This is a genomic window from Achromobacter pulmonis (assembly GCF_002885955.2).
Lineage (GTDB): Bacteria > Pseudomonadota > Gammaproteobacteria > Burkholderiales > Burkholderiaceae_B > Achromobacter > Achromobacter pulmonis_A.
This window is the reverse complement of the sequence record NZ_POQS01000008.1, coordinates 299,181-319,693: the sequence shown is the minus strand read 5'-3', so window position 1 is coordinate 319,693 and position 20,513 is coordinate 299,181. Positions and strand designations below refer to the sequence as shown.

The window sequence follows — 20,513 nt, the reverse complement described above, 5'->3', positions numbered from 1 at the left end:
AAAGAGGGGATGATTTGATCGTTTTTTAGCCGAATCACCGTTTTGAAATCGGCAAGGGCTGGAGTCAGCCAGAAATACCTGACTACTTCAGACCATCCCTAGGTATAAGGGACAATTGCGGCAAGGTGATTACCACGTTGCGACTCCGTCCGGCGCAGAAGCCCCAGATATCAGAAGGCTTTGTTGTAGAACAATGAGTAGGATTCGATTCCGTCGTTCGGCTGTTTGATGCCGGCATTGGAATAGTGGATGGCGCGTATGCCGACCTTTTGCTCGTGCGGCAGCTTCAGGCCGGCGCCGATGCGGTTTTCGAAGTTGAACGAGGAACCCAATTGCTGCTCGCCGACGTCGGTCTTGGAGAAGAACGCGACGCCGATGCCGGCCTCGACGTACGGGGTGTAGCGCCAGCCACTGAACTCATAGGTGAACACCGGGCTGAACGACAGCGAGTGCGCGCCGGAATAGTCGTCGCCACCTTCCCAGTAGGTGTAGGCCGCGTCCCAGTAGCCGCTCAGCTGGCCGGTTTCACTTTGCCACCAGCTCTTGTCCCATGCCTGCGCCAGGCTGGCGCGGAAGGTCATGTCGCCCTGCCCGGTGACGCCCAGAGCGCCCGAGACTTCAGCGGCGGCTACGGGGCCGGCGGCCAGGCCCAGCGCCAGCGCGCCGCCCAGAATCATGCGATTGATCAAAACGAACTCCTTACTTCAGTTCATGGTGAGTGTTGCGGGGCCATCAGCCCCCGCGGCCGAACGCTCGGCCGTGTCCGTCTTCCAGCCGCCACCCAGGGCGCGATACAGCTGGACTTCGCGGTTCAGCTGCAACAGATGGTCGCTGAGCAGCTGGCGCTGCGACGCGAACAGCTCGCGCTGGGCGTCGAGCACGGTGAGGTAGGTATCCACGCCCTCGTCGTAACGCTGGCGGGCCAGCTGGTAGTAGGCGCGGTTATTGTCGACCAGATCGCTCTGCGCCTGTACCTGTTCGTCGTAGGTGCCGCGCGCGGCGAGGCCGTCGGCGACCTCGCGGAAGGCGGTCTGGATGGCCTTCTCGTACGCCGCGACGTGGATGTCCTTCTGGATCTCGGCATAGTCGAGATTGGCCTTCAACCGCCCGGCGGTGAAGATCGGCAGGTTGATCCGCGGGACCAGACTCCAGGCCCCGGAACCGCCGTCGAACAGGCCGTCCAGTTCGCTGCTGGCGGTGCCGGCGCTGCCGGTCAGGCTGATGCTCGGGAAGAACGCCGCGCGTGCCGCGCCGATATTGGCGTTGGCGGCCAGCAGGCGGTGCTCCGCGGCGCGGATGTCCGGGCGACGCAGCAGCAGATCGGCCGGCAGCCCGGCGGGGAAATCGGCCAGCGTATCCATCTGCAACTTGCCGCCTGCCGGCAGATCGTTCGGAATCGCCGCGCCCAGCAGCAGGCGCAAGGCGTTGACATCCTCGGCGATGAGCCGGGTGTACAGCGCCTTCTGCGTACGCGCCTGATCGACCAGCGTGCGCGCCTGGCGCACGTCCAGTTCCGAGGCAGTGCCGGCTTCGGCACTGGCTTCGATCAGCGACAGGCTCTGCCGGTAGCTTTCCAGCGTGGCCTCGCTCAGCTCCAGCAGCGCCTGGTCGGTGCGCCAGGCGAAATAGGCGGTGGCGACGTCGCCGACCAGAGCGATGTGCACGCTGCGCTGGGCTTCTTCGCTGGCCAGGTACTGCTCCAGCGCCGCGCGGCTGAGGCTGCGGATGCGGCCGAAGGCGTCCAGCTCGTAGGATACGCCCAGCGCTACGTCGTAGCGGCTCTGGATACCCGCCTCGCCGGTCGGCGAGAGGTCGTCCGGCAGGCGCTGGCGACTGCCACTGCCGCCCGCATCGACGCCGGGGAACAGCTCGGCACGCTGGATGCGGTGCAGCGCGCGGTAGGCCTCGACGTTCAGCGCGGCCTGACGCAGGTCGCGGTTGTTCTGCAGCGCCACGCCGATCAGCTCGCGCAGCGCGGCGTCGCGGAAGAACTCCTGCCAGCGCAGATCGGCCGCGCGCGTGTCGCCCTGCTCCGCCTGATCGTAGGCCGCGCCCTGCGGCCAGTCGGCCTCGATCGGCGCCTGCGGTCGCTGGTACTGCGGGATCAGACTGCAGCCGCCCAGTGCCAGGGCAACCGCGAGGGTCAAAGGCTTGAACTTCATGCGGTTTCTCCTTCGGCTTCGGCAACGGCGCGCGGCTGCTTGCGGCCCTCGAACAGCTTGACCACCACCACGTAGAACAGCGGCACGAAGAACACCGCGAGCACGGTGGCGGTAATCATCCCGCCGACCACCCCGGTCGCCACCGAATGCTGGCTGCCGGCGCCGGCACCACTGGCCAGGGCCATCGGCAGCACGCCGAAGGTGAAGGCCAGCGAGGTCATGACGATGGGACGCAGGCGCAGACGTGCCGCGTGCACCGCCGCCTGGACCAGCGGCATGCCTTCCTTCTCGTAAAGGTCCTTGGCGAACTCGACGATGAGGATGGCGTTCTTCGCCGACAGACCGACCGTGGTCATCAGGCCGATCTGGAAGTAGACGTCGGCGGTGAGGTCACGGAACAGCGTGGCGAGCACCGCGCCGAGGATGCCCAGCGGCACCACCAGCATCACCGAAGCCGGCACCGACCAGCTCTCGTAGAGCGCGGCCAGACAGAGGAACACAATCAGCACGGTCAGCGCATAGAGCATCGGCGCCTGGTCGCCGGTCTGGATTTCCTCGTAGGACAGCCCGGTGTAGCTCAGGCCGATACCCGGCGGCAGCTGCTGCATGATTTCGGCGATGGCCACCATGGCGTCGCCGGTGCTGTAGCCCGGCGCCGGTTCGCCGAGGATTTCCACCGAGGAGATGCCGCCGTAGCGCTCCAGCTTGGGCGAGCCGAAGGTCCATTCGCCGGTGGCGAAGGCCGAGAATGGCACCATCTCGCCGAGGGCGTTGCGCACGTACCACTTGTCGAAGTCTTCCGGCGAGATGCGCGAAGCGTCTTCGCCCTGGATGTAGACGCGCTTGACCCGACCGCGGTCGATGAAGTCGTTGACGTACATCGAGCCCCAGGCCGCCGACATGGTCTGGTTGATCGAGGCGATGCTGACCTGCAGGGCGCGGGCCTTCTCATCGTCGATGTTGACCTGGAACTGCGGCTCGTCGTCCTTGCCGTTGGGGCGCACCGCGCGCAGCTTCGGATGCTGGTTGGCCAGCTGCAGGAACTGGTTGCGCGCCTCCATCAGCGCGGCGTGACCGACGCCGGAGTTGTCCTGCAGATAGAGGTTGAACCCCATCGCGTTACCCATTTCCAGGATCGCCGGCGGCACGAAGGCCATGACGGTGGCGTCCTTGATCTGGGCGAAGCGGGCGTTGGCGCGCTGGGCCAGGCTGAACACGTCCTGGCCTTCCGCGGCGCGCACGCTCCAGTCCTTGAGCATGACCAGACCGAGGCCGAAGTTCTGCCCGCGACCGGCGAAGTTGAAGCCGTTGACGGTCAGCACGTGCTGGATCAGCTGGCCTTCCTCATTGCGCAGGTAGTCGCTCACTTCCTGCAGTACCGCTTCGGTGCGTTCGGCGGAGGAATTCACCGGCATCCGCACCTCCACCATCATCAACCCCTGGTCCTCGTTGGGCAGGAACGCCTTGGGAATCTGGGTGAACAGGTAGCCGGTGCCGGCGGTAATCAGCACGAACGCCAGCAGGTAGCGCCCGCGGTGCTTGAGCATGCCGCCGACGCCGCGCTCGAAGCGCGTCGCGCCGCGGTCGAAGCTGCGGTTGAACCAGCCGAAGAAGCCTTTTTTCTCGTGATGGGCATCGCCTTTGGGCGCCTTGAGGATGGTGGCGCACAGCGCCGGGGTGAAGATCAGCGCGACCAGCACCGACAGGCCCATGCAGACCACGATGGTCACGGCGAACTGCTTGTAGATGATGCCGGCCGAGCCGCCGAAGAAGGCCATCGGCACGAACACCGCCGACAACACCATGCCGATGCCGACCAGGGCGCCGGAAATCTGCCCCATCGATTTGCGCGTGGCTTCCAGCGGCGACAGCCCTTCCTCGTGCATCAGGCGTTCGACGTTCTCCACCACGACGATGGCGTCGTCCACCAGCAGGCCGATGGCCAGCACCATGGCGTACATGGTCAGCACGTTGATGCTGATGCCGAAGGAGGGAAGCAGGGCGAAGGCGCCGAGCAGCACGACGGGCACCGCCAGGGTCGGAATCAGCGTGGCGCGGAAGCTCTGCAGGAATAGGAACATCACCAGGAACACCAGCACCACCGCTTCGACGATGGTCTGGATCACGGAGCTGATCGAGGCTTCCACCACCGGGGTGGTGTCGTAGGGATAGAACACCTCGACGCCTTCGGGCAGATAGGCCTTCTGCTTCTCCATCTCGGCCTTCACCGCTTTCACCGTCTCGAGCAGGTTGCCGCCCGAAGCCAGGCGCAACGCGAGGGCTGCCGAGGGCTGGCCGTTAAGCATGCTGGAGATCGAGAAGTTGTCAGCGCCCAGTTCGACTTCGGCGATGTCCTTGACGCGCACTTGCGAGCCGTCCGCGTTGACCTTGACCAGGATTTCCTCGAACTCGGCTGGCGTGGTCATGCGGGTTTTGCCCAGCACCGTGGCGTTGAGCTGCACCCCGCTGCGAGTTGGCAAGCCGCCAAGCTGGCCGGAAGACACCTGCACGTTCTGCTCGCGAATGGCGCTGGCGACATCACTCGGCATCAGCTGGTAGCTGTTGAGCTTGGCCGGATCGAGCCAGATGCGCATGGCATAGGGCGAGCTGAACAGCACGTAGTCACCCACGCCGTCGATGCGCGAAATCGGGTCCTGCAGCTGCGAAGCGATCAGGTTGCCAAGGTCGAAGTTGCTCATCTTGCCGGTGCTGTCCGCCAGCCCGATGACCAGGAAGAAGTTCATCTGGTACTTCACCACGCGCAGCCCTTGGCGCTGCACTTCCTCGGGCAACCGAGGAGTGGCCAGTTGCAGCTTGTTCTGCACCTGGACCTGGGCGATATCGGGGTCGGTGCCCTGCTCGAAGGTCACGATGATGGTCATGCTGCCATCGGAGGCGCTTTCGGCGGACATGTAGCGGAAGCCGTCGAGGCCGCTGAGTTGCTGTTCGATGACCTGCACCACGGTGTCCTGCACAGTCTGTGCCGAGGCGCCGGGGTAGCTGACCTGGATCGACACTGCCGGGGCGGCGATATTGGGGTACTGGCTGATGGGCATTTTCACCAGCGACAACGCACCGGCTAGCATGGCGACGATCGCCAGCACCCAGGCGAAGATCGGCCGGTCGATGAAAAAACGGGACATGGACGTCTAGCTCCTCAGTTGGCCGCGGCGGCGGTGGGCTCGCCAAATTCGGCAACCAGCTGAACGTTGCTGGCCTCCACCGGCTTGACCGTGACGCCACTACGGGCGTGCTGGGTGCCTTCGGTGATCACGCGTTCGCCGTCGGCGACGCCCTTGCCGATCAGCCAGGCATTGCCGACGGTGCGCAGGGTCTCGACTTCGCGTCGCTCGACGCTGTTGTCCTGCTTGACCACCCAGACACTGGGTACGCCGCGGGCATCGCGGCTCACCGCTTGTTGCGGCACCAGAATGGCGTTTTGCTGAACGCCTTCCTGCAGCAGGGCCTGGACGAACATGCCGGGCAGTAGCTTGCGGTCTGGGTTGGGGAATTCGGCGCGCAGGGTGACCGAGCCAGTGGTGGGGTCGACGCTGACTTCGGAGAATTTCAGCGTGCCGGTCAGCGGATAAGCGCTGCCGTCATCCAGGGTCAGGCTGACCTGCGCCTGGTCTTCGCCGGCGCGTTGAAGGCGCCCTGTTTCCAGGGCTCGCTGCAGTTCGAGCAGCTTGGTAATGGGCTGGGTCACGTCCACGTAAATGGGGTCGAGCTGCTGCACCGTGGCCATTTCCTGCGCCTGGCCGTTGGTCACCAGTGCGCCCTCGGTGACCCGCGAGCGACCGATGCGGCCGGAAATCGGCGACAGCACCTTGGTGTACTGCACGTCGATGCTGGCTACCTGTACTTCGGCCTGGGCCTGTTTCCAGGCGGCCATGGCGTCGTCGTACTGCTGGCGGCTGACGGCATTGGTCTTGACCAGGCGCTCATAGCGCTTGGCCAGGTTTTCCGCCGTGACCAGGTTGGCCTTGGCGCGGGCCAGGCGTGCCTCATAGGTGCGTGCGTCGATCTGGTACAGCTGCTGGCCCTGCTCGACCTCCGTGCCCTCGGTGAACAAACGTTTCTGAACGATGCCGTTGACCTGCGGCCGCACCTCGGCGACACGGTACGAGGCGGTACGTCCCGGCAGTTTGGTGGTCAGTGTCAACGCCTGTGCCTCGACCTGATAGACCCCCACTTCCGGCGGCGGCGCCGCGGTTTGCGTCTTGTCCGACTCCACGCAGCCGGCCAGCAACAGTGCCGCCAGCGGAACGGAATGCCATGCGCGCGATTTAGCTTTTCGGTGATTCACCTGTTGTCTCCCTCAAATGCACAAAGGCTGTACCATATAGCGATTCAGTGTATCACTATGCAGTTCAGTAGAGACAACTCGGAATATGTAACAGGCCTGAACAAGGAACTGGCAACTCCGGTCCGCGACGTTGAAGAATGCCTGTTCACTCTTGCGAAGCTGCTGGAAAATCCCCGCAACCCAAGTGGGCGTAGTACATAAGAGGATGCTATGACACAGACAGACCAGGCCGCTGAAGCCGGCCGGCACAACGGTATTCAGGTAATCGCCCGCGCAGGAGCGATCATGCGGGCCCTGCGCGACAACCCCAAGGGACTGAGCCTGGCTGCTATCGCGCAGATCGTCGACCTGCCCCGCTCCACGGTGCAGCGCATCATCACCGCGCTGGAGGCCGAGTACCTGGTCGAGACCCTTGGCCCCAGTGGCGGCTTCCGCCTGGGGCCGGCACTCGGGCAGCTGATCAGCCAGACCCAGACGGACATCATCACGTTGCTCAAGCCCTACATGCTCGAGCTCTGCGAGCAGTTGGGCGAGTCGGTTTGCGTCAGCACGCTGGTCGGCGCGAAAGCCTACGTGGTCGACCGCGTCGTGGCCGAGCGTGAGCTACGTGTCGTGTTTCCCATTGGTATCAAGGCGCCGGCCTACGCGACCGCGAGCGGCAAGGCGCTGCTGGCGGTCCTGGCCGATGAGTGGCTGCAACAGATGCTGCCCGACCCGCTGCCGATCGTGACTCCATGCACGCCTGACCGGATTACGCTGCTTAAGCAGCTCGGCCAGATCGCTGAGGGCGCCGTTGCCGAAGAGCATGGCGAGCTGATTGAAGGACTCAGCTCGTTTGCGATCACGCTGGAAACCTATTTGGGCCGGTACTCGATCGCAATCGTCGGACCGACAGCGCGGCTAGTGACTCGTCGTGAGCCATTTCAACAGGCGCTGCACCGCTGCCAGCAGAGCGTCGAGCGGGCGATCGGTCGGCGCGCCACGCATACATCCTGAGAGGCGAAAGCATGGCCAGACGAACCGCCGCTGAAGCGGAGCTGACCCGACGCAAGATTCTCATGGCTGCCAATGAAGTGTTCTGGGATGAGGGGGTCGATAACGCCGCGTTGGCGACGGTGGCCAAGATGGCGGGCGTCACACGCGGTGCGGTCTATTGGCATTTCAAGGACAAGCACGCCATCTTGAACGCGCTGTTCGACGAGTTATCGATTCCGCTTCGACAGACGGTGCCTCGCAATGCCTGCCTTGATAACGCATGGACGTGGCTTGCGCGCGTTCTGCTGAATACGGTTGGCGACGACACGGCTCGAAAGCTCTCGAGCATCATGTTCCTTCAAGGTCCTACAGGCGAATGCGGAATCATTCGGGACGGCTTAACGCGGCTGCGCAAGCAGTTCATGCGGCAAATTGCGGCCATCCTCGAGTCCGCTTCTAGAAATGGCGAAATTTCTCCAGACATAAATCTTGAAATGGTCGAGGCGCTATTTCAGAGCGCTATCAGCGGTCTTTTATATGAGTGCCTGCAACAGCCAGAGAACAAAGAGTCGCTAATACGTTCCGTGCTCGAATCACTGCTCTGTCTGATCAAGTCGCCACCTGAGCATTTGTTAAAAGTGTCTGTGGCATCAGGAAATTGCCCGAACACATGAGGGAGCGGAGTTCTTACCTGCCGCCTGGCACGTCTCGAACTGGATAGAGTGTTCAACGTAATTGAGGACTGTCGGCGGCGCCTCTCGAAAGGGCATGGTATGTAGCGAAACTGCCTGGCGCACGCAAACTCGCGCAAGAGCTACAAACAGCACCAGCTTGGTCGCAACTGGATCTGCCTTGCCACTGCATTTTTGTAGCAGCAACATTGCATCGATATTGAGTACGTGCGTCTTCACGACACCTGCGCCTGCAGCTCAGCATTACTGTCTATGAATCTGCGATGCTCGTTGCTAACTACGGTGAGGTAATATATCAATGAGTTTCCAGCGTGCACTACATCGGAGCGCGACGGCAGTTAAGCAATTAGGGAACCTCTGAACAAGTCCAACGAACCTGTCAGAATATAAGTTATTGAAAACAGTCCGATCCGAGTGAACCCGATGAGCCAGTTGAGTTTTTCCGAAGCCGAGTACGTTGGCAAACGCAAGAAAACGCGCCGTGAGAAGTTTCTGGCCAAGATGGAGCGTGCGGTGCCGTGGAAGCTCTTTGCCGATCTGGTCGATCCGCATTACCCCAAACCGGGCATCGGTCGTCCACCGTATCCGCTGGAAACGATGCTGCGCATCTACTTCATGCAACTGTGGTTTTCGCTGTCGGACCCGGCCATGGAAGAGACGCTGTACGACAGCTTTTCGATGCGCCAGTTTGCCAAACTGCCTGGAGGTCGTGTGCCGGACGAGACCACCATTTTGAACTTCCGTCATCTGCTCGAGCAGCACAACATTGCCGACCAAGCGCTTGAGGCGGTCAACCTGCTGTTGCAGGATCAAGGCATTCAGGTGCGCAAAGGCACCATTGTGGACGCCACAATTATCGATGCACCCAGCTCGACCAAGAACGCCAGCGGCACGCGGGACCCCGAGATGCATCAGACCAAAAAGGGAAACCAGTGGCACTTTGGGATGAAGGCCCACATTGGGGTTGATCTTCACAGCGGGCTGGTCCACACGGTGGTGGGCACCGCTGCCAATGAGCATGATGTTACTCAGGCGGCTGCGTTGCTGCATGGTGAAGAAACGTTGGCTTTTGGCGATGCCGGTTATCAAGGCGTAGACAAACGACCCGAGCACCAAGGGCGTGACGTAACCTGGCACATTGCCATGCGCCCCGGCAAACGGCGCGCCTTGGGTAACAGCGCAATTGATCGTTTGACGCAAAACATTGAGCGGGCCAAATCCAGTCTTCGAGCCAAGGTTGAGCATCCGTTTCGTGTCATCAAATGCCAATTCGGGTTTCGTAAAGTCAGATTCCGTGGACTGGCCAAGAACACTGCGCATTTGAAAATGTTGTTTACGCTGTCCAATATCTGGATGGCACGCCGCCCGTTGACGGCGGTGGCAGGGTAAGTGCGCCCAAAAAGCGCCAACAGGCCCGAAAACGGGCCTGATCGGGGTGCAAACAACCCGAAAGTGGCGATGATTTGAGCAGTTTTTAACCATTTTTGAATACTTTGGTCATGAGGTCGATTTTTGGATGTTTGAAATCGAGTTCTTCAGACCTTCCTTAGCTTCACTCAGTTTTGAATCTCTACCTCATGGTGGGCTAGTCCCAAGTTTAGTGGCCAGTTGCATAAAATCAATCAGCCCTGCATTCGTGAGCACCTGATGACCGCTTTTGGCCGATTGTTCGCCCGGGCGAGCGGCAGCTTTGGGTCGATTCTGTTGAAAAAGTAGCGACCTCCCCATGCCGTTGGCAAAATTGCTTTGTCAGCGGGCGTGGAGGCGAACAGCATGATGGGACAGTTACCGGGAGGACAGCAGCGCCTGTTCTACTCGTTCAATCTCGAAGATCACGTCCCGGCCCAACATCTCCTGCGCAGCATCGACCAGTGCCTGGATCTCAGTGATCTGCGCGCCTATCTGGCGGATTTCTATAGCCCCATCGGGCGTCCCTCGATTGACCCGGAATTGATGGTGCGTATGCTCGTCGTCGGCTACTGCTATGGCATTCGTTCCGAGCGTCGATTGTGCGAAGAGGTGCACCTGAACCTTGGCTATCGCTGGTTCTGCCGGCTGGGTCTGGAAGACGAAGTACCCAATCACTCGACCTTCTCGAAGAACCGGCACGGCCGTTTTCGTGACAGTGGCCTGTTCCGCTGGTTGTTCAATGAGGTGCTGCGCCGCTGCATGGCGGCTGGCCTGGTCAAAGGCGAAGGCTTCGCTGTGGACGCCAGCATCATCAAGGCCGATGCTAGCCGCCAACGTGGGGTGGTGGGAGATGAAGTCGATTGGAGCGATCCAAAGCTCAGCAGCCGCGCCGTGCGCGAGTACCTCGAAGCACTTGATGAAGATGCGTTGGCTGAGGCTCTTCCCAAGAAGATTTCGCTCACCGATCCTCAGTCCCGTTGGACAGCAGCACCAGGCGGCCCGGCCTTCTTTGCCTACTCCACAAATTACCTGATCGACACTGAGCACGGTGTGATCATGGATGTGGAAGCGACCCCGGCGCACCGTACCGCCGAAGTCGACTCGACCAGGACGATGGTCGAGCGTGTCGAAGCGCAGTTCGACCTCACACCGGAACGCCTCATCGGCGACACCGCCTATGGCACTGCCCCGATGCTGGCCTGGATGGTCGAAGAGAAGGACATCGAGCCGCATGTGCCGGTGTGGGACAAGACTGAGCGCAAGGACGACAGTCTCTCCAGTAACGACTTCCACTGGAATCAGGAAGCCAATGAATATCGCTGCCCAACCGGCAAACCGCTACGCAGTGAATGGCGCGCCTTCACCCAGAAAAGATCGCGGGTAACCAAGGCCAACACCATCATCTACCGCTCCAGCCAAACCGACTGCGTCACCTGTCCGTTGAAAGCGAAATGCTGCCCCAACACACCGAATCGGAAGATCGTTCGCAGCATCCATGAGGCTGCCCGCGATGTGGCTCGACGCATCGCCAAGACACCGGAATACCTCGTCTCACGTTGCGAACGGAAGAAGGTGGAGATGCTTTTCGCCCATCTTAAACGGATCATGAAACTCGACCGTTTACGACTGCGTGGCCTGACAGGCGCCACTGACGAATTCACCATGGCTGCGATGGTGCAGAACCTGCGCCGCATGGCCAAGCTTTTGCCTCAAGGGCCACCGCTCACGGGATAGATACGCCTGTGGCGAGCAGAAACCCTCGAATTAACCCTCAAACCTGAGCAAGGACGCTCAGTGAAACGCCGAAAGGTAACTTGAAGTGGCTTGCAGCCACTTCGACAGCAGGTACATCCGACCGCCTTGCTGCCGCTAAACCTACTTTTTCAACAGAATCGGCCGGAAGCAGTCGTCTAAAACGTACTTGTTCCGTCTGTCATTATTGAGCGGCAGCATTCGATGTAGCTAGTGCTGCCTTCTTCCATGCATCCAGCATGTCAGCCCATTTCTGCATCATTTCTGCCCGATCACTTAGGTACTCAGCATGGTTGTAGGTGCGGCGAACTGCATTGGGTTCGATGTGGGCGAGCTGCCTTTCGACCCAGTCAGCTGAGAAGCCCATTTCATTCAGTCGGGTACTGCCTGTCGTGCGCGTGGCATGCGGGCTGTACTTGCCGGCCCAGCCCAAGACGTTAAGCATCTGGCGAAATGATGCGGAAACCATTGGCCGAGTACGTACGTCTCGGTGCGGAAAGACATGGGTGTATTTTCCGGTAATGGCATGAAGGCCTCGCAGCATTTCTACCGCTTGCTGGGGCAGGGGATTCGTATGCTCCTTGCGCTTTTTCATCCGCTCGGCAGGGATTTTCCAAAGCGCCTTTTCTAGGTCGAATTCCGACCATTGAGCTTCTACTGCTTCGCTTGGGCGGCACAGAGTCAGCCACATAAGGCGGAACGCGCAGAGCGTTTCGTGGCGCCCGCCGTGGGATTCGACATCGTGCAGTAGCTGGCCAATTTCATCTGTGGATAGTGGGCGCTTGTGCTGCGTCTTGTTGGCTGGGAGCGCTTTGCGAACCGGATGCACAGGGTCGCTGGTGGCGCGCAGCGTCGAGATCGCCAATTCGAACACGCCAGTCATGGTTCGCTTTGCCTCAGCGGCAACGGACGGCCCATTGTCCTGGGCTGCTCCTTTGAGCACCTCAAGAATGTGGGCGGGGGTGATGGCCTTGATCGGCTGGCTGCCGATCTTTGGAAAGACAACTCGCTCCAGCATTCTGAGTCGCCTGGATTTTGTGATGTCCTCCCAATCCTTCAGAGCCAACCACTCTTTCGCGACCGCTTCAAAGGTGATGGTTTTTTCGTAGTCGCGTTTGACTCGCTCTTGCTGGCGGTGATGGGCTGGATTGATGCCTTGTACGACCAGTGAGCGTGCTTTGATGCGCTCTTCTCTGGCTTCCGAAAGAGTAAATCGACGCCCTTTGCGGCGGTCCTCCGTCTGCTCAGGCGTTTCGCCCTTTGGAGCGATCACGTAATCCCCGATGGCGAACACGCTTTCTTTCTTGGCACCAGCGTCGCTTAGCTCGAATCTATAGCGCCATGCCTTGACCCCGTTGGGCTTCACCTCAAGGTAGAGCCCATTTCCGTCAGTCATTTTGTAGGGCTTTTCCTTCGGCTTTGCGGTACGGCACGCAGTGTCAGTAAGCGGCATGACTGCTCCTTTCTAGCTGTACCCGGTTAATGGGGTGGGTACGTTTTCGCTGTACCCGGTAGCGTACCCGGTTGTTCAGTAGATCGCATAGAGGTTTGATGGACGCTGCTGGATAAGAAAAACCCTTAAGGCGGCATTCCTCAAGGGGTTTAGTGTCCATTAAGATCCGAGAGGATCTAAGTTGCTGTTCAGACGTTCTGCCGACACGGTCATGAGATATTTCCCAGCAGATAGGCACAGCCCCGGAAGCTGGCGCGAGGCCAGTTTCCGGGGCAAGTGCCGTGGTGGATGAATGCTCCGACAAGGCGGTGCGGAAAGGACGAAATGCCGCCGACGGACTCAGCCGCTTCGCGCAGTCATGCGGATACCGCCCGCGGCTTGCGCCGTGCGGGCTTCTGCACGGTGCTGACGCGAATCTGGCGCCAACTGCCATCGTCGATCAGGCGTTCCAACGTGTTGCCGAGGTCATCGAAGAACACCTCATCCACGCGCTCCACCAGCTCACCGTCGCGGTGCAGTTCCACCGCATAGAGATCGTCGCCTCGTTCGTACAGCACGGTGACGCGCCCCTGGAACTTCGCAGTGACCACGTTGAAACTGATGGCCGGCGGCGTGGCGATGATGTCCTTGGGCAGTGGATCGACCCAAGTGAAGTCGCACGCGCCAGCATCGACCAGCAGGTGCGTGATGCGCCGGTAGCCGTCGGGCGCCGGCAGCGTTTCCAACTGCTCGATGAGTTGCTGCAGTTCCAGGCAGCGCGGCTGCGGGACCGGCAGTTTCGCCGGAGCCGAACCGAGCACGAACGTCTGCAGCTTGTAGGGCTGGCCGTCGTGGGTGTACTCGGTGCGTTCCTCGGGGGTATCCGCCCGCAAGCCGTCGAAGCGGCGTCTGGCATAAGGCTCGACCTGTACCTTGGCACCTTCGTCGGGTTCCTCGGTCACGCGCGACCGGTCGAGCACCATGAACTGGGTGCGTCCGGTCTTGACGACAATGGCCTCGTCTGTGCTCGCGATGACCTTGCCTTCAAAAGGCTTGGGATCGATATGGAAGCCCATCGTCGATACCTTGGGCTCACCGTCGAAGATGACGAACTTGAAGCCGCGGGCATTGGACGGCACATGGCCGGAAACCAGCGTCGGGAGTTGTTGACGAATGAGTTGATGGTCCATGGGAAATCTCCAGAAAAAAGGGACTTCCCGGCCACAGGGGACGGGTTGTCCCAAGTGGGTGGATTGGATGGACGCGGTGCGTCCGGAAGAGGATGAAAGCCAGCACGCGATCGGCATGCCGCGGTCTCGATGGCCTTGACCGCCTGGGATGTTGCCGGCTACGCCAGCGAACATGGCAGCAGGATGGCAGAGCCTGGCCGGCCCGGCCTGCGATAAACCGAACCGGCCTGCACCGCATTCCCGAGGCAGAAAAAAGCCCCTCATCGGAGGGGCTCGGGGGGACATGACTGGTCAGGTGTCCACAGAGGGGGTGTCGTCCTCTTCCTCGAAGACGGTCAGACCGTCCAGCTCGTTGGCATCAGCATCGAATACCAGCACCCTTACGTCAGCCTGTCCGGCCAGCGCCAGTACGTCGGCCAGATCCTCGGGCATGCCCTTGGACAGGTGCTCCCGGCGCAGTTGCTCGGCGGTGATGCCTTCGACGTGCATCAGGTTCTCATCCGTCCAGGGTGTGGCGATCAGCTTGACGCCGATGGCTGGGCTGTACGGGATGCGAAAGGCGACGAACAGGAACCCGCTCGGTGTGGCGATATCCGCCAGTTCGCACAGGTAGCGGCCCGATGCTTCGGTGATGTGGGCCGTGCTGATCTCCCAGGCACGGCTGTAGAAGCCCGTCTCGAACTGCAGATTGCGCACCACCGCTTGGGCATATTCCAGTGTGTAGCTGTCGCCCACATGGATGAAGCCTCTATCGAGGGTTCGGCCATAGATGCTGTGGTACACGGCCTGCACGGCGCCGCTGCCGCCGCACAAGGCATCGAGTTCGGCGGGCACCGTTTGGCCTTCGGTGATCAGCACGAAATCATCGTTGAAGATGCACGCTTGGTACGCCACCTTGTCATCGGGTAGATGAGCCTGCGATGGATGCAGCGGCAGAAAGGTTTGCGGGTGGCGCTCGTCGTAGCTGATGACGGCAAGGCGCCGAATCTCGAAACCGTAGTAGCCGCGGGCGAAAGGATTGGATGAATGGTCCATGGTTTGATTCTCCGGTGAGGGGTGACGCAGGGCCAACCCCCACCGGGGATCGACCCAGTGGGAAAGGAAGTGGTGCCGGCAGGCGGCACCGGTATGGATCAAGCGTCGTATCGCGGCCTGTCAGCTCAACAGCTCGGACAGGCGGTGTTGCAATTGCCGGCGCTGCGTTTCGTCGGTGATGCCGGCGAGCAGGCGTTGTGTTTCCCGGGCGAACAGATTGGCAGCAGTCTCCAGGTTCTGAATCAGAAGGGCTTGCCGGATACGGTTGCCGAGATCGAGCACCTGACCGGAGGCACCGAAGACCGAGAACTCGCGGCTGATGAAAGAACCGTCACCGCCGAAGTTGAAGAGGCGTGGTTTGCTGCAATACCAGCAACCCTCGAAGCGAATCTCCTTGAGGCCGTGACCATCGTCGAGTCGCGTGGCGATCAGGAACAGCGCGTCGAGATCCGAGTCGTCCTCGAAACGATGGTGTTCGATCAGGTGCTGCAGATCTTCGTCCTGGTCGGTGCCGAAATGCCTGGAAAGCACGGCCAGAACGTCGTCCATCGTGGGAGGGCCCTCGCTGGGCACGGACAGCCCCAGCGACTGGGCCAGTGCAACGAGGTCTTCGCAGACATCGTCCCAATGCGCGCCGCTGTCTTCGGCAATCTGGGCGATGTAGACCTCGCCGTCGCCGGGGTATGAGGCATCCAGCTTCAAACCGCCGAACAGCGCGGTAATCACCGGGGTGACTTGGTCGAGAACGAGGACGCCGGTGGCGTCGTAGTAGTTGTTTGCCATGGGGTGGCTCCTGGTTGGTGATGCGGAGCCAGCCCCTGCGGACATGGCATCCGCGGGGATGAACCCGAAACCGTGGCTTCGGGCAAAGGTGGAAAAGCGCTATTCGCCGAAGTCGGTGGGGTCGCCCAGAGACTTCAGCAGTTCGATCAGGCCGCAGTTGGCCAAGACCTAGAGCGCGTTGTAGTCGTCGCCCGTCGGTGCCTGCTCGCTGGTGTTGATCCGGGCATCCAGATCGAGGACGTTCTGCCGCACCCGGCGGGCGATCGCCAGCGGTTTGGGTGCGTCATCCAGGACGGGCTCGCCCAGTGCGGCAAGCACAACCCGTGGTGACAGCGCGTCCGGCAAGGACTCGAACACCGTGGGGGTGTCGCTGCGGCACAGGGCTTCGGCTTCGGAGTTGCCGATGTCGAAGCAGACGATTTCGTCGTCGGCCGCGCCTTCGGTGTCGTAGTCCACTACCGCGAATGGCGGCAGCGGCAGATGATCGGGCCAGTCCTGCACGACGATGGCCTGCACCAGGCCTCCTTCGAGGACGACGGCAAAGGATGGATTTCGGGACATGGGTCGCTCCTGTGGGAAGAATGGAGGGACACCGCCCCGAAGGGACGGATGTCCCTCGCTGGGGGTTGAGAAAATGGCGGTGGTCGGTCGTTCGGACCTACCAGCCGCTGTAGTTGAGTACCAGATCGGCGATCACCTGACGCCGCTCCAGATCCAGGCCACCGAGGTCGGAAAGCCCCTCGAAGCCGCAGCGCTTGAGCATCGCGGCGCCCTCGCGCGAGTTGTAGAAGCTCACCATCGCGGACAGGAACATGCGCTGTCCGCCGCTCAAAACGCCCAGGGCGTCGTTGAGTTCCAGCAGGTTCGGACGCAAGTCCCACTTGCTGGCGGCACGGCGCAGGCCTTCGCGGGTGCCATCGCCAAACCACTCGGGCCCGGCGATTTCCGCACCGCGTTTCCAAGCCTCGAAAAAGGCCTCGGGCGCACGCTCGAAATGGCGCGTTTCACGCATGATCTGATCGACGACGTCGGTTGGTAGAAGCTGATTCATGACGGTCTCCTCATGGATGGGGATCAAGGGGTGGGCAGCTGGGTCCAGCCGCCTCGGTCGAGGGCTCGCTGGGCTGCCGCCGAACTGCGGAAGTACTCGGCCGACTCGCGGGAGACGGGGCCTTCGATGTCGCGCGTACCGATGTAGTGGCCGGCGGCGCTGTGAAGCACTTGGAGCGGCAGGTGTTTGCCGGCGTAGATCAGGGCCAAGTGGCCGAACGAGGCTTGCTGGGACATGGCGGAGCTCCTTTCAGGAAGCAGGATCGCCATGGCCCTGGACGGGATGGCTGCTCCCGCTGGCGGTGGATGAATCGGCATCGGCGCCGTGAGGGCGCGCGTCCGCGGACTCGATGCGATGGCGGACTGGTGTGGGTCGCACGGGAGGGGAATCCCGCGGCAGCCTGAAACCCTGGCTGCTGGCATGGTGCTGACGAGGTCAGCGACGCATGCCGACAGCTTCCGCCGGCGCTAGGCCGGCGTCATGCGCAAATGGGAATCCGAGGCGTCCCGATTGATGGACGAAAAAAAGCCCCGCAATCGCGGGGCTGTGGAGGCTCGGGAAGCCTTGGGGATCAGGACGATTCGCCGCCCAGTACATGCTGCTTCCACAAGGCGAAAGCCTCATCCGGCGGCAGCTCGGCCAGAATGATGATGGGTGTTTCCTGCCGTGCGCGCAGCGCCGCAAAGTACCCGGCGCGGTCGGCGATGGCCTTGAGCTTGATGCCTTTCAGGAACAGCAGCTTGCCGTCCCTGATGAACAGCACCTTGTTGGCGATGTCGCGGGTGTAGGCGGTGCGTAGCTTGCGTTCGGCATGCTGTGCTTCAGCCAGATGATCGACCAGATAGTCGAGCGTGATGTCGATGACCAGCGGGTCGTCGTCCTCGCCGGAGATGCCGCCCTCCAGCGTATCGGGGGGCAGGCTCCTGGCGAAGGCTTCGGCCTCGGCCAGCCATGCAGCCTGGCCGTCGAGTGCGCGGATGCAGGTGGAACCGCCGTGCCCGTCGTTGCGGGCATCGGCAATGGCAACGCCATCGAACAGCACGGTGGCAGTGAAGCACAGCGTCTCTTCGCTGGCGAAATCTGCGACCTTGAGGTGTATCAGGGTGATGCGGTCTTGCGTGGTGATGGTTTCCATGGACATTCCTTGAGATCAGTCGGGAAACGCCACGCCCCTGCGGGACGAAGCGCTCATCCCGTAGGTTGGAGAAAGAGGCATCGATGCCCGCATGGGCAGCGTTCGCCCGAGCGATGCGACGGCGAACTGGCGGGTGGCATGGAGCAAGCTCCACGGCAGCCTGAAACCCTGGCTGCTGGCGAAGCCGACAATGTCGGCAACAGCGGATGCCAGCATCGGTTCTGGTACTGTCCGCGTCATCCGGAAACGGGAAATCAGCACAGCCGGATTCGCCCGCACCCGGTAGCGAGAACCGGTTTTTCGTCGGCCCACAAGAAGAAAAAACGCCCCCGAAATCGGGGGCGTGGAGAGATGGCACCGATCAGGCAGTGACCGCCTGCAATTTGCCGGTGTCATCGAAGACCAGGCGCACGGTGGCGCCGGCCAGCTTGGGTTGCACGCCATGGCGCAGCGCGTACGGCAGCAGCGCCTGGACCACGCGATCGGCTGATGACGAGCAGCCTACGGCGATGAAGGTTTCGATCAGGAGTGCGTCCTCGTCTTCACGATCCTCACCGTAGCGATCGTCGAACACATAGTCGCAGACCAGCCCGGTTCTGGCCCCCGCCGAGGGGGTCAGGTAGAGCGTGTATCCCTTGCGCACGGCCTCCACTGCGTACTCCACCGTCCCGAGATGGCCCTCCAGCCCGACATGCAGGGTATCGACCAATTCCAGCTCCACCTCGTAGTCGGCAAGTCCGGGATTGACCTCTCGATGCAAGGTGGTGCCGGTTCTGATGCGCACCTGCTCAGGGCTGACGACCTTGATCAGACGCTTGAGCCAGTGGCCGTCATCCAGACCGGGCTCGTCGAGTACATACGCTTTGGCCGCTTCCAGGTAGATCTCGGCGGTCGGCGCGGTTTCGTCGTCGGGCTCGATCTGCCAGACACCAAGCACTTCCAGGGCCTGTTGGGCGATCACGCCATTTCCGCCCAGATAACGCCGCCAGTATTGACGATAGCCGGCCGGCTCTTCGTCCCAGTCCCGGAACCAGGACAGAGGAACGAAGGGCACGTCGTTGAGCAGATCGGCGTTCGACGAGTTGAGGCAGACATGCGCGTAGTGCGTGACGAAGTCGCTGGCGGCAAGCGCCTGCTTCTTCTCGATCAGTGCCTCGCGGTAGGCCTGATCGACCGCAGCCTGGATACGTGGATGATCTTCCGTCTCGTTCAGCAGGTGCTGCCGATCCGGGAGCTTCGCCAGCGTGTTGTCAGGCAGCAGGACGACCTGGCGTTCCTGGCTCGTGGGCAGCCTGTCGATAGGTCGTCCGCCGATGGGCAGTCCCTGAAGAAAGCAGCGCCACTGCGTGCGCGTACCGGACAGATTGATCAAGACCTTGCCCATGGACGTCTCGCGCCAGTGCAGATCGGGCTTCGCCAACGGGCGTGGCACTTCAGCGCCGTTGAGCCAGACCGGCACCGGAAAGGCTTCGCACAGACGCTGGAGCTCGTGCTCCACCCAGGTGGGCAGATCCTGCCCGGCCTGCACCGGCTTGACGCCTTCGAGGTGGATGGCGGTGCCCTCCAGATGGAAGCCTGCGATGTCTTCCTCGATCGGCTCGCCGGCAATGATCTCGGCGGTTCGCGCGCTGAACAGTTTGTCGCGCGAATGCACCGTCAGAGTCTTGGCGAAGTACAAGGTCGAGAGCACACCGAGGCCGAAGGCGTTCTCGCGCGCCTTGAGTTGCTTGTCCCAGCCGGATTCGGCGATGAAGATCAAGGTCTGCAGGTCGCTAATGCCGATGCCATCGTCGGTGATGGTCAGGCTGTCCTGGTTCACCGTGATGTGGATCGCGCTGGCCTGGGCGCGGCGGGCGTTCTGTAACAGTTCGCCCAGCATCGAGCCCTGGTTGAACGCATGGCGCAGATTGGCGATGAGGCTGTGCTGGTTGGTCTTGAGACGAAGGGTTCTCATGAGATGACTCCTTGGATAATGGTTTGCACCGGACAGGCACAGCGCTGCCCGGTGCGACGGGGCACTGAACAGGCGGATGCCGGTGGGAAGGGGAATGGGCCGGTCGGCCCGAGGGAGAAGCAGCATCGACGCCCGGAATGGGCGCGTGTCCGCGGCACGATGCGATGCGGACAAGGACGGTCGGCGCGGAGGGTCCGCGACGCAGCCTGCACGACCCTGGCTGCTGGCAACGGCTGACGAATCAGCGATGCAGGCCCGACAATGCGCCTGCCGTTGCGTGGTGTCGCTGATCAATGCGCAGTCGTGCGCCCCGCGTTGTCCAGAGTCTGCAGCAGGCGCCGGCCCAGCCAGGCCATGCACGGCACCGCCATCGAATTGCCAATCGCCTTGTAGCGCGGCGCCTCGGCGGCCGGCTTGTGGTTGAGGATTCGTTCGGGTGTCTCCTGTTCGTGTGACCGAGGCAGAATTGCCGGGTCGTCATGGCGGATGCGCAGGAGAAAACACGCCGAAGGCTGGCCGCCTTCGGCTTGGAGGAGGAAACCACCCGTGTACTGGTTCAGGTTGCGGTCGTCGGTGGAACCGTTCGCTGTCTCAGCATTCACCCGGCCCTTGTCGTGGTTGGGGCCGGCATCGTCT

General features: G+C 61.8%; 18 protein-coding genes and 1 pseudogene. 4 read left to right on the top strand and 15 right to left on the bottom strand.

Annotation, left to right across the window (positions count from 1 at the left end):
- Positions 1-170: 170 nt before the first annotated feature.
- Genes C1I89_RS28000 through tbtA form a run of 4 tightly spaced genes read right to left on the bottom strand, consistent with a single transcriptional unit; the run spans position 171 to position 6,468 of the window.
- Positions 171-689: an acyloxyacyl hydrolase gene (locus C1I89_RS28000; RefSeq protein WP_308810292.1), complete on the bottom strand. Its 519-nt coding sequence runs from the start codon at positions 687-689 to the stop codon at positions 171-173.
- Positions 690-704: 15 nt separating this feature from the next.
- Entirely contained in the window at positions 705-2,162 is a 1,458-nt protein-coding gene (locus C1I89_RS27995; RefSeq protein ID WP_054093846.1) for an efflux transporter outer membrane subunit, read from the bottom strand.
- Positions 2,159-5,305, bottom strand: coding sequence for an efflux RND transporter permease subunit (locus C1I89_RS27990; protein WP_102775614.1), 3,147 nt, complete (start codon positions 5,303-5,305; stop codon positions 2,159-2,161). The genes C1I89_RS27995 and C1I89_RS27990 overlap by 4 nt, the downstream gene beginning before the upstream one ends.
- Before the next feature lie 14 nt (positions 5,306-5,319).
- Positions 5,320-6,468, bottom strand: coding sequence for a multidrug efflux RND transporter periplasmic adaptor subunit TbtA (gene tbtA / locus C1I89_RS27985; protein WP_102775613.1), 1,149 nt, complete (start codon positions 6,466-6,468; stop codon positions 5,320-5,322).
- A gap of 210 nt (positions 6,469-6,678) precedes the next feature.
- On the opposite strand from tbtA, the gene tbtR reads away from it, so the two are divergent.
- From tbtR to C1I89_RS27965, 4 genes are all read left to right on the top strand, one after another.
- Positions 6,679-7,464, top strand: a complete 786-nt coding sequence (gene tbtR, locus C1I89_RS27980; RefSeq protein WP_102775612.1) for a tribuytltin resistance regulator TbtR — start codon at positions 6,679-6,681, stop codon at positions 7,462-7,464.
- A gap of 11 nt (positions 7,465-7,475) precedes the next feature.
- Complete coding sequence (locus tag C1I89_RS27975; protein WP_041110197.1) at positions 7,476-8,117, top strand: TetR family transcriptional regulator; 642 nt, start codon at positions 7,476-7,478, stop codon at positions 8,115-8,117.
- A 441-nt stretch (positions 8,118-8,558) separates the two neighbouring features.
- Positions 8,559-9,524: an IS5 family transposase gene (locus C1I89_RS27970; RefSeq protein WP_102770808.1), complete on the top strand. Its 966-nt coding sequence runs from the start codon at positions 8,559-8,561 to the stop codon at positions 9,522-9,524.
- A gap of 384 nt (positions 9,525-9,908) precedes the next feature.
- Complete coding sequence (locus tag C1I89_RS27965) at positions 9,909-11,279, top strand: IS1182 family transposase (RefSeq protein ID WP_003296464.1); 1,371 nt, start codon at positions 9,909-9,911, stop codon at positions 11,277-11,279.
- A 202-nt stretch (positions 11,280-11,481) separates the two neighbouring features.
- Here C1I89_RS27965 and C1I89_RS27960 read toward each other — a convergent pair whose 3' ends face one another.
- The 11 genes and pseudogenes from C1I89_RS27960 to C1I89_RS35460 form a co-directional block, all read right to left on the bottom strand.
- Positions 11,482-12,750 (bottom strand): tyrosine-type recombinase/integrase, encoded by a 1,269-nt coding sequence (locus C1I89_RS27960; RefSeq protein WP_003296463.1) that lies wholly within the window; start codon positions 12,748-12,750, stop codon positions 11,482-11,484.
- Positions 12,751-13,106: 356 nt separating this feature from the next.
- Positions 13,107-13,919 (bottom strand): hypothetical protein, encoded by an 813-nt coding sequence (locus tag C1I89_RS27955; protein ID WP_003296462.1) that lies wholly within the window; start codon positions 13,917-13,919, stop codon positions 13,107-13,109.
- 291 nt (positions 13,920-14,210) lie between these two features.
- Positions 14,211-14,954: a hypothetical protein gene (locus tag C1I89_RS27950; RefSeq protein ID WP_015879472.1), complete on the bottom strand. Its 744-nt coding sequence runs from the start codon at positions 14,952-14,954 to the stop codon at positions 14,211-14,213.
- 120 nt (positions 14,955-15,074) lie between these two features.
- Complete coding sequence (locus tag C1I89_RS27945; RefSeq protein WP_102775611.1) at positions 15,075-15,737, bottom strand: hypothetical protein; 663 nt, start codon at positions 15,735-15,737, stop codon at positions 15,075-15,077.
- A 168-nt stretch (positions 15,738-15,905) separates the two neighbouring features.
- On the bottom strand, positions 15,906-16,298 hold the full coding sequence (locus C1I89_RS27940) for a hypothetical protein (RefSeq protein ID WP_003296460.1): 393 nt from the start codon (positions 16,296-16,298) through the stop codon (positions 15,906-15,908).
- 97 nt (positions 16,299-16,395) lie between these two features.
- Positions 16,396-16,788 (bottom strand): hypothetical protein, encoded by a 393-nt coding sequence (locus C1I89_RS27935; RefSeq protein ID WP_003296459.1) that lies wholly within the window; start codon positions 16,786-16,788, stop codon positions 16,396-16,398.
- A gap of 23 nt (positions 16,789-16,811) precedes the next feature.
- Complete coding sequence (locus C1I89_RS27930; protein ID WP_003296458.1) at positions 16,812-17,024, bottom strand: hypothetical protein; 213 nt, start codon at positions 17,022-17,024, stop codon at positions 16,812-16,814.
- Positions 17,025-17,359: 335 nt separating this feature from the next.
- Entirely contained in the window at positions 17,360-17,923 is a 564-nt protein-coding gene (locus C1I89_RS27925; RefSeq protein WP_003296457.1) for a hypothetical protein, read from the bottom strand.
- A gap of 15 nt (positions 17,924-17,938) precedes the next feature.
- On the bottom strand, positions 17,939-18,139 hold the full coding sequence (locus tag C1I89_RS27920; protein ID WP_003296456.1) for a hypothetical protein: 201 nt from the start codon (positions 18,137-18,139) through the stop codon (positions 17,939-17,941).
- A gap of 145 nt (positions 18,140-18,284) precedes the next feature.
- Positions 18,285-19,877, bottom strand: a complete 1,593-nt coding sequence (locus C1I89_RS27915; protein ID WP_003296455.1) for an ATP-binding protein — start codon at positions 19,875-19,877, stop codon at positions 18,285-18,287.
- A gap of 290 nt (positions 19,878-20,167) precedes the next feature.
- Positions 20,168-20,513, bottom strand: a pseudogene (locus C1I89_RS35460) (hypothetical protein); the annotation flags it as partial.

Bases quoted from the DNA above. Each gene is read 5' to 3' on its own strand.
- C1I89_RS27990 (WP_102775614.1), bottom strand. From the start codon at position 5,305: ATGTCCCGTTTTTTCATCGACCGGCCGATCTTCGCCTGGGTGCTGGCG.
- C1I89_RS27930 (WP_003296458.1), bottom strand. From the start codon at position 17,024: ATGTCCCAGCAAGCCTCGTTCGGCCACTTGGCCCTGATCTACGCCGGC.
- C1I89_RS27950 (WP_015879472.1), bottom strand. From the start codon at position 14,954: ATGGACCATTCATCCAATCCTTTCGCCCGCGGCTACTACGGTTTCGAG.
- C1I89_RS27965 (WP_003296464.1), top strand. From the start codon at position 9,909: ATGATGGGACAGTTACCGGGAGGACAGCAGCGCCTGTTCTACTCGTTC.
- C1I89_RS27960 (WP_003296463.1), bottom strand. From the start codon at position 12,750: ATGCCGCTTACTGACACTGCGTGCCGTACCGCAAAGCCGAAGGAAAAG.
- C1I89_RS27940 (WP_003296460.1), bottom strand. From the start codon at position 16,298: ATGTCCCGAAATCCATCCTTTGCCGTCGTCCTCGAAGGAGGCCTGGTG.
- C1I89_RS27915 (WP_003296455.1), bottom strand. From the start codon at position 19,877: ATGAGAACCCTTCGTCTCAAGACCAACCAGCACAGCCTCATCGCCAAT.
- C1I89_RS27975 (WP_041110197.1), top strand. From the start codon at position 7,476: ATGGCCAGACGAACCGCCGCTGAAGCGGAGCTGACCCGACGCAAGATT.
- C1I89_RS27995 (WP_054093846.1), bottom strand. From the start codon at position 2,162: ATGAAGTTCAAGCCTTTGACCCTCGCGGTTGCCCTGGCACTGGGCGGC.
- tbtR (WP_102775612.1), top strand. From the start codon at position 6,679: ATGACACAGACAGACCAGGCCGCTGAAGCCGGCCGGCACAACGGTATT.
- C1I89_RS27935 (WP_003296459.1), bottom strand. From the start codon at position 16,788: ATGAATCAGCTTCTACCAACCGACGTCGTCGATCAGATCATGCGTGAA.
- C1I89_RS27970 (WP_102770808.1), top strand. From the start codon at position 8,559: ATGAGCCAGTTGAGTTTTTCCGAAGCCGAGTACGTTGGCAAACGCAAG.
- C1I89_RS27955 (WP_003296462.1), bottom strand. From the start codon at position 13,919: ATGGACCATCAACTCATTCGTCAACAACTCCCGACGCTGGTTTCCGGC.
- C1I89_RS27920 (WP_003296456.1), bottom strand. From the start codon at position 18,139: ATGCTGGCATCCGCTGTTGCCGACATTGTCGGCTTCGCCAGCAGCCAG.
- C1I89_RS27945 (WP_102775611.1), bottom strand. From the start codon at position 15,737: ATGGCAAACAACTACTACGACGCCACCGGCGTCCTCGTTCTCGACCAA.
- C1I89_RS27925 (WP_003296457.1), bottom strand. From the start codon at position 17,923: ATGGAAACCATCACCACGCAAGACCGCATCACCCTGATACACCTCAAG.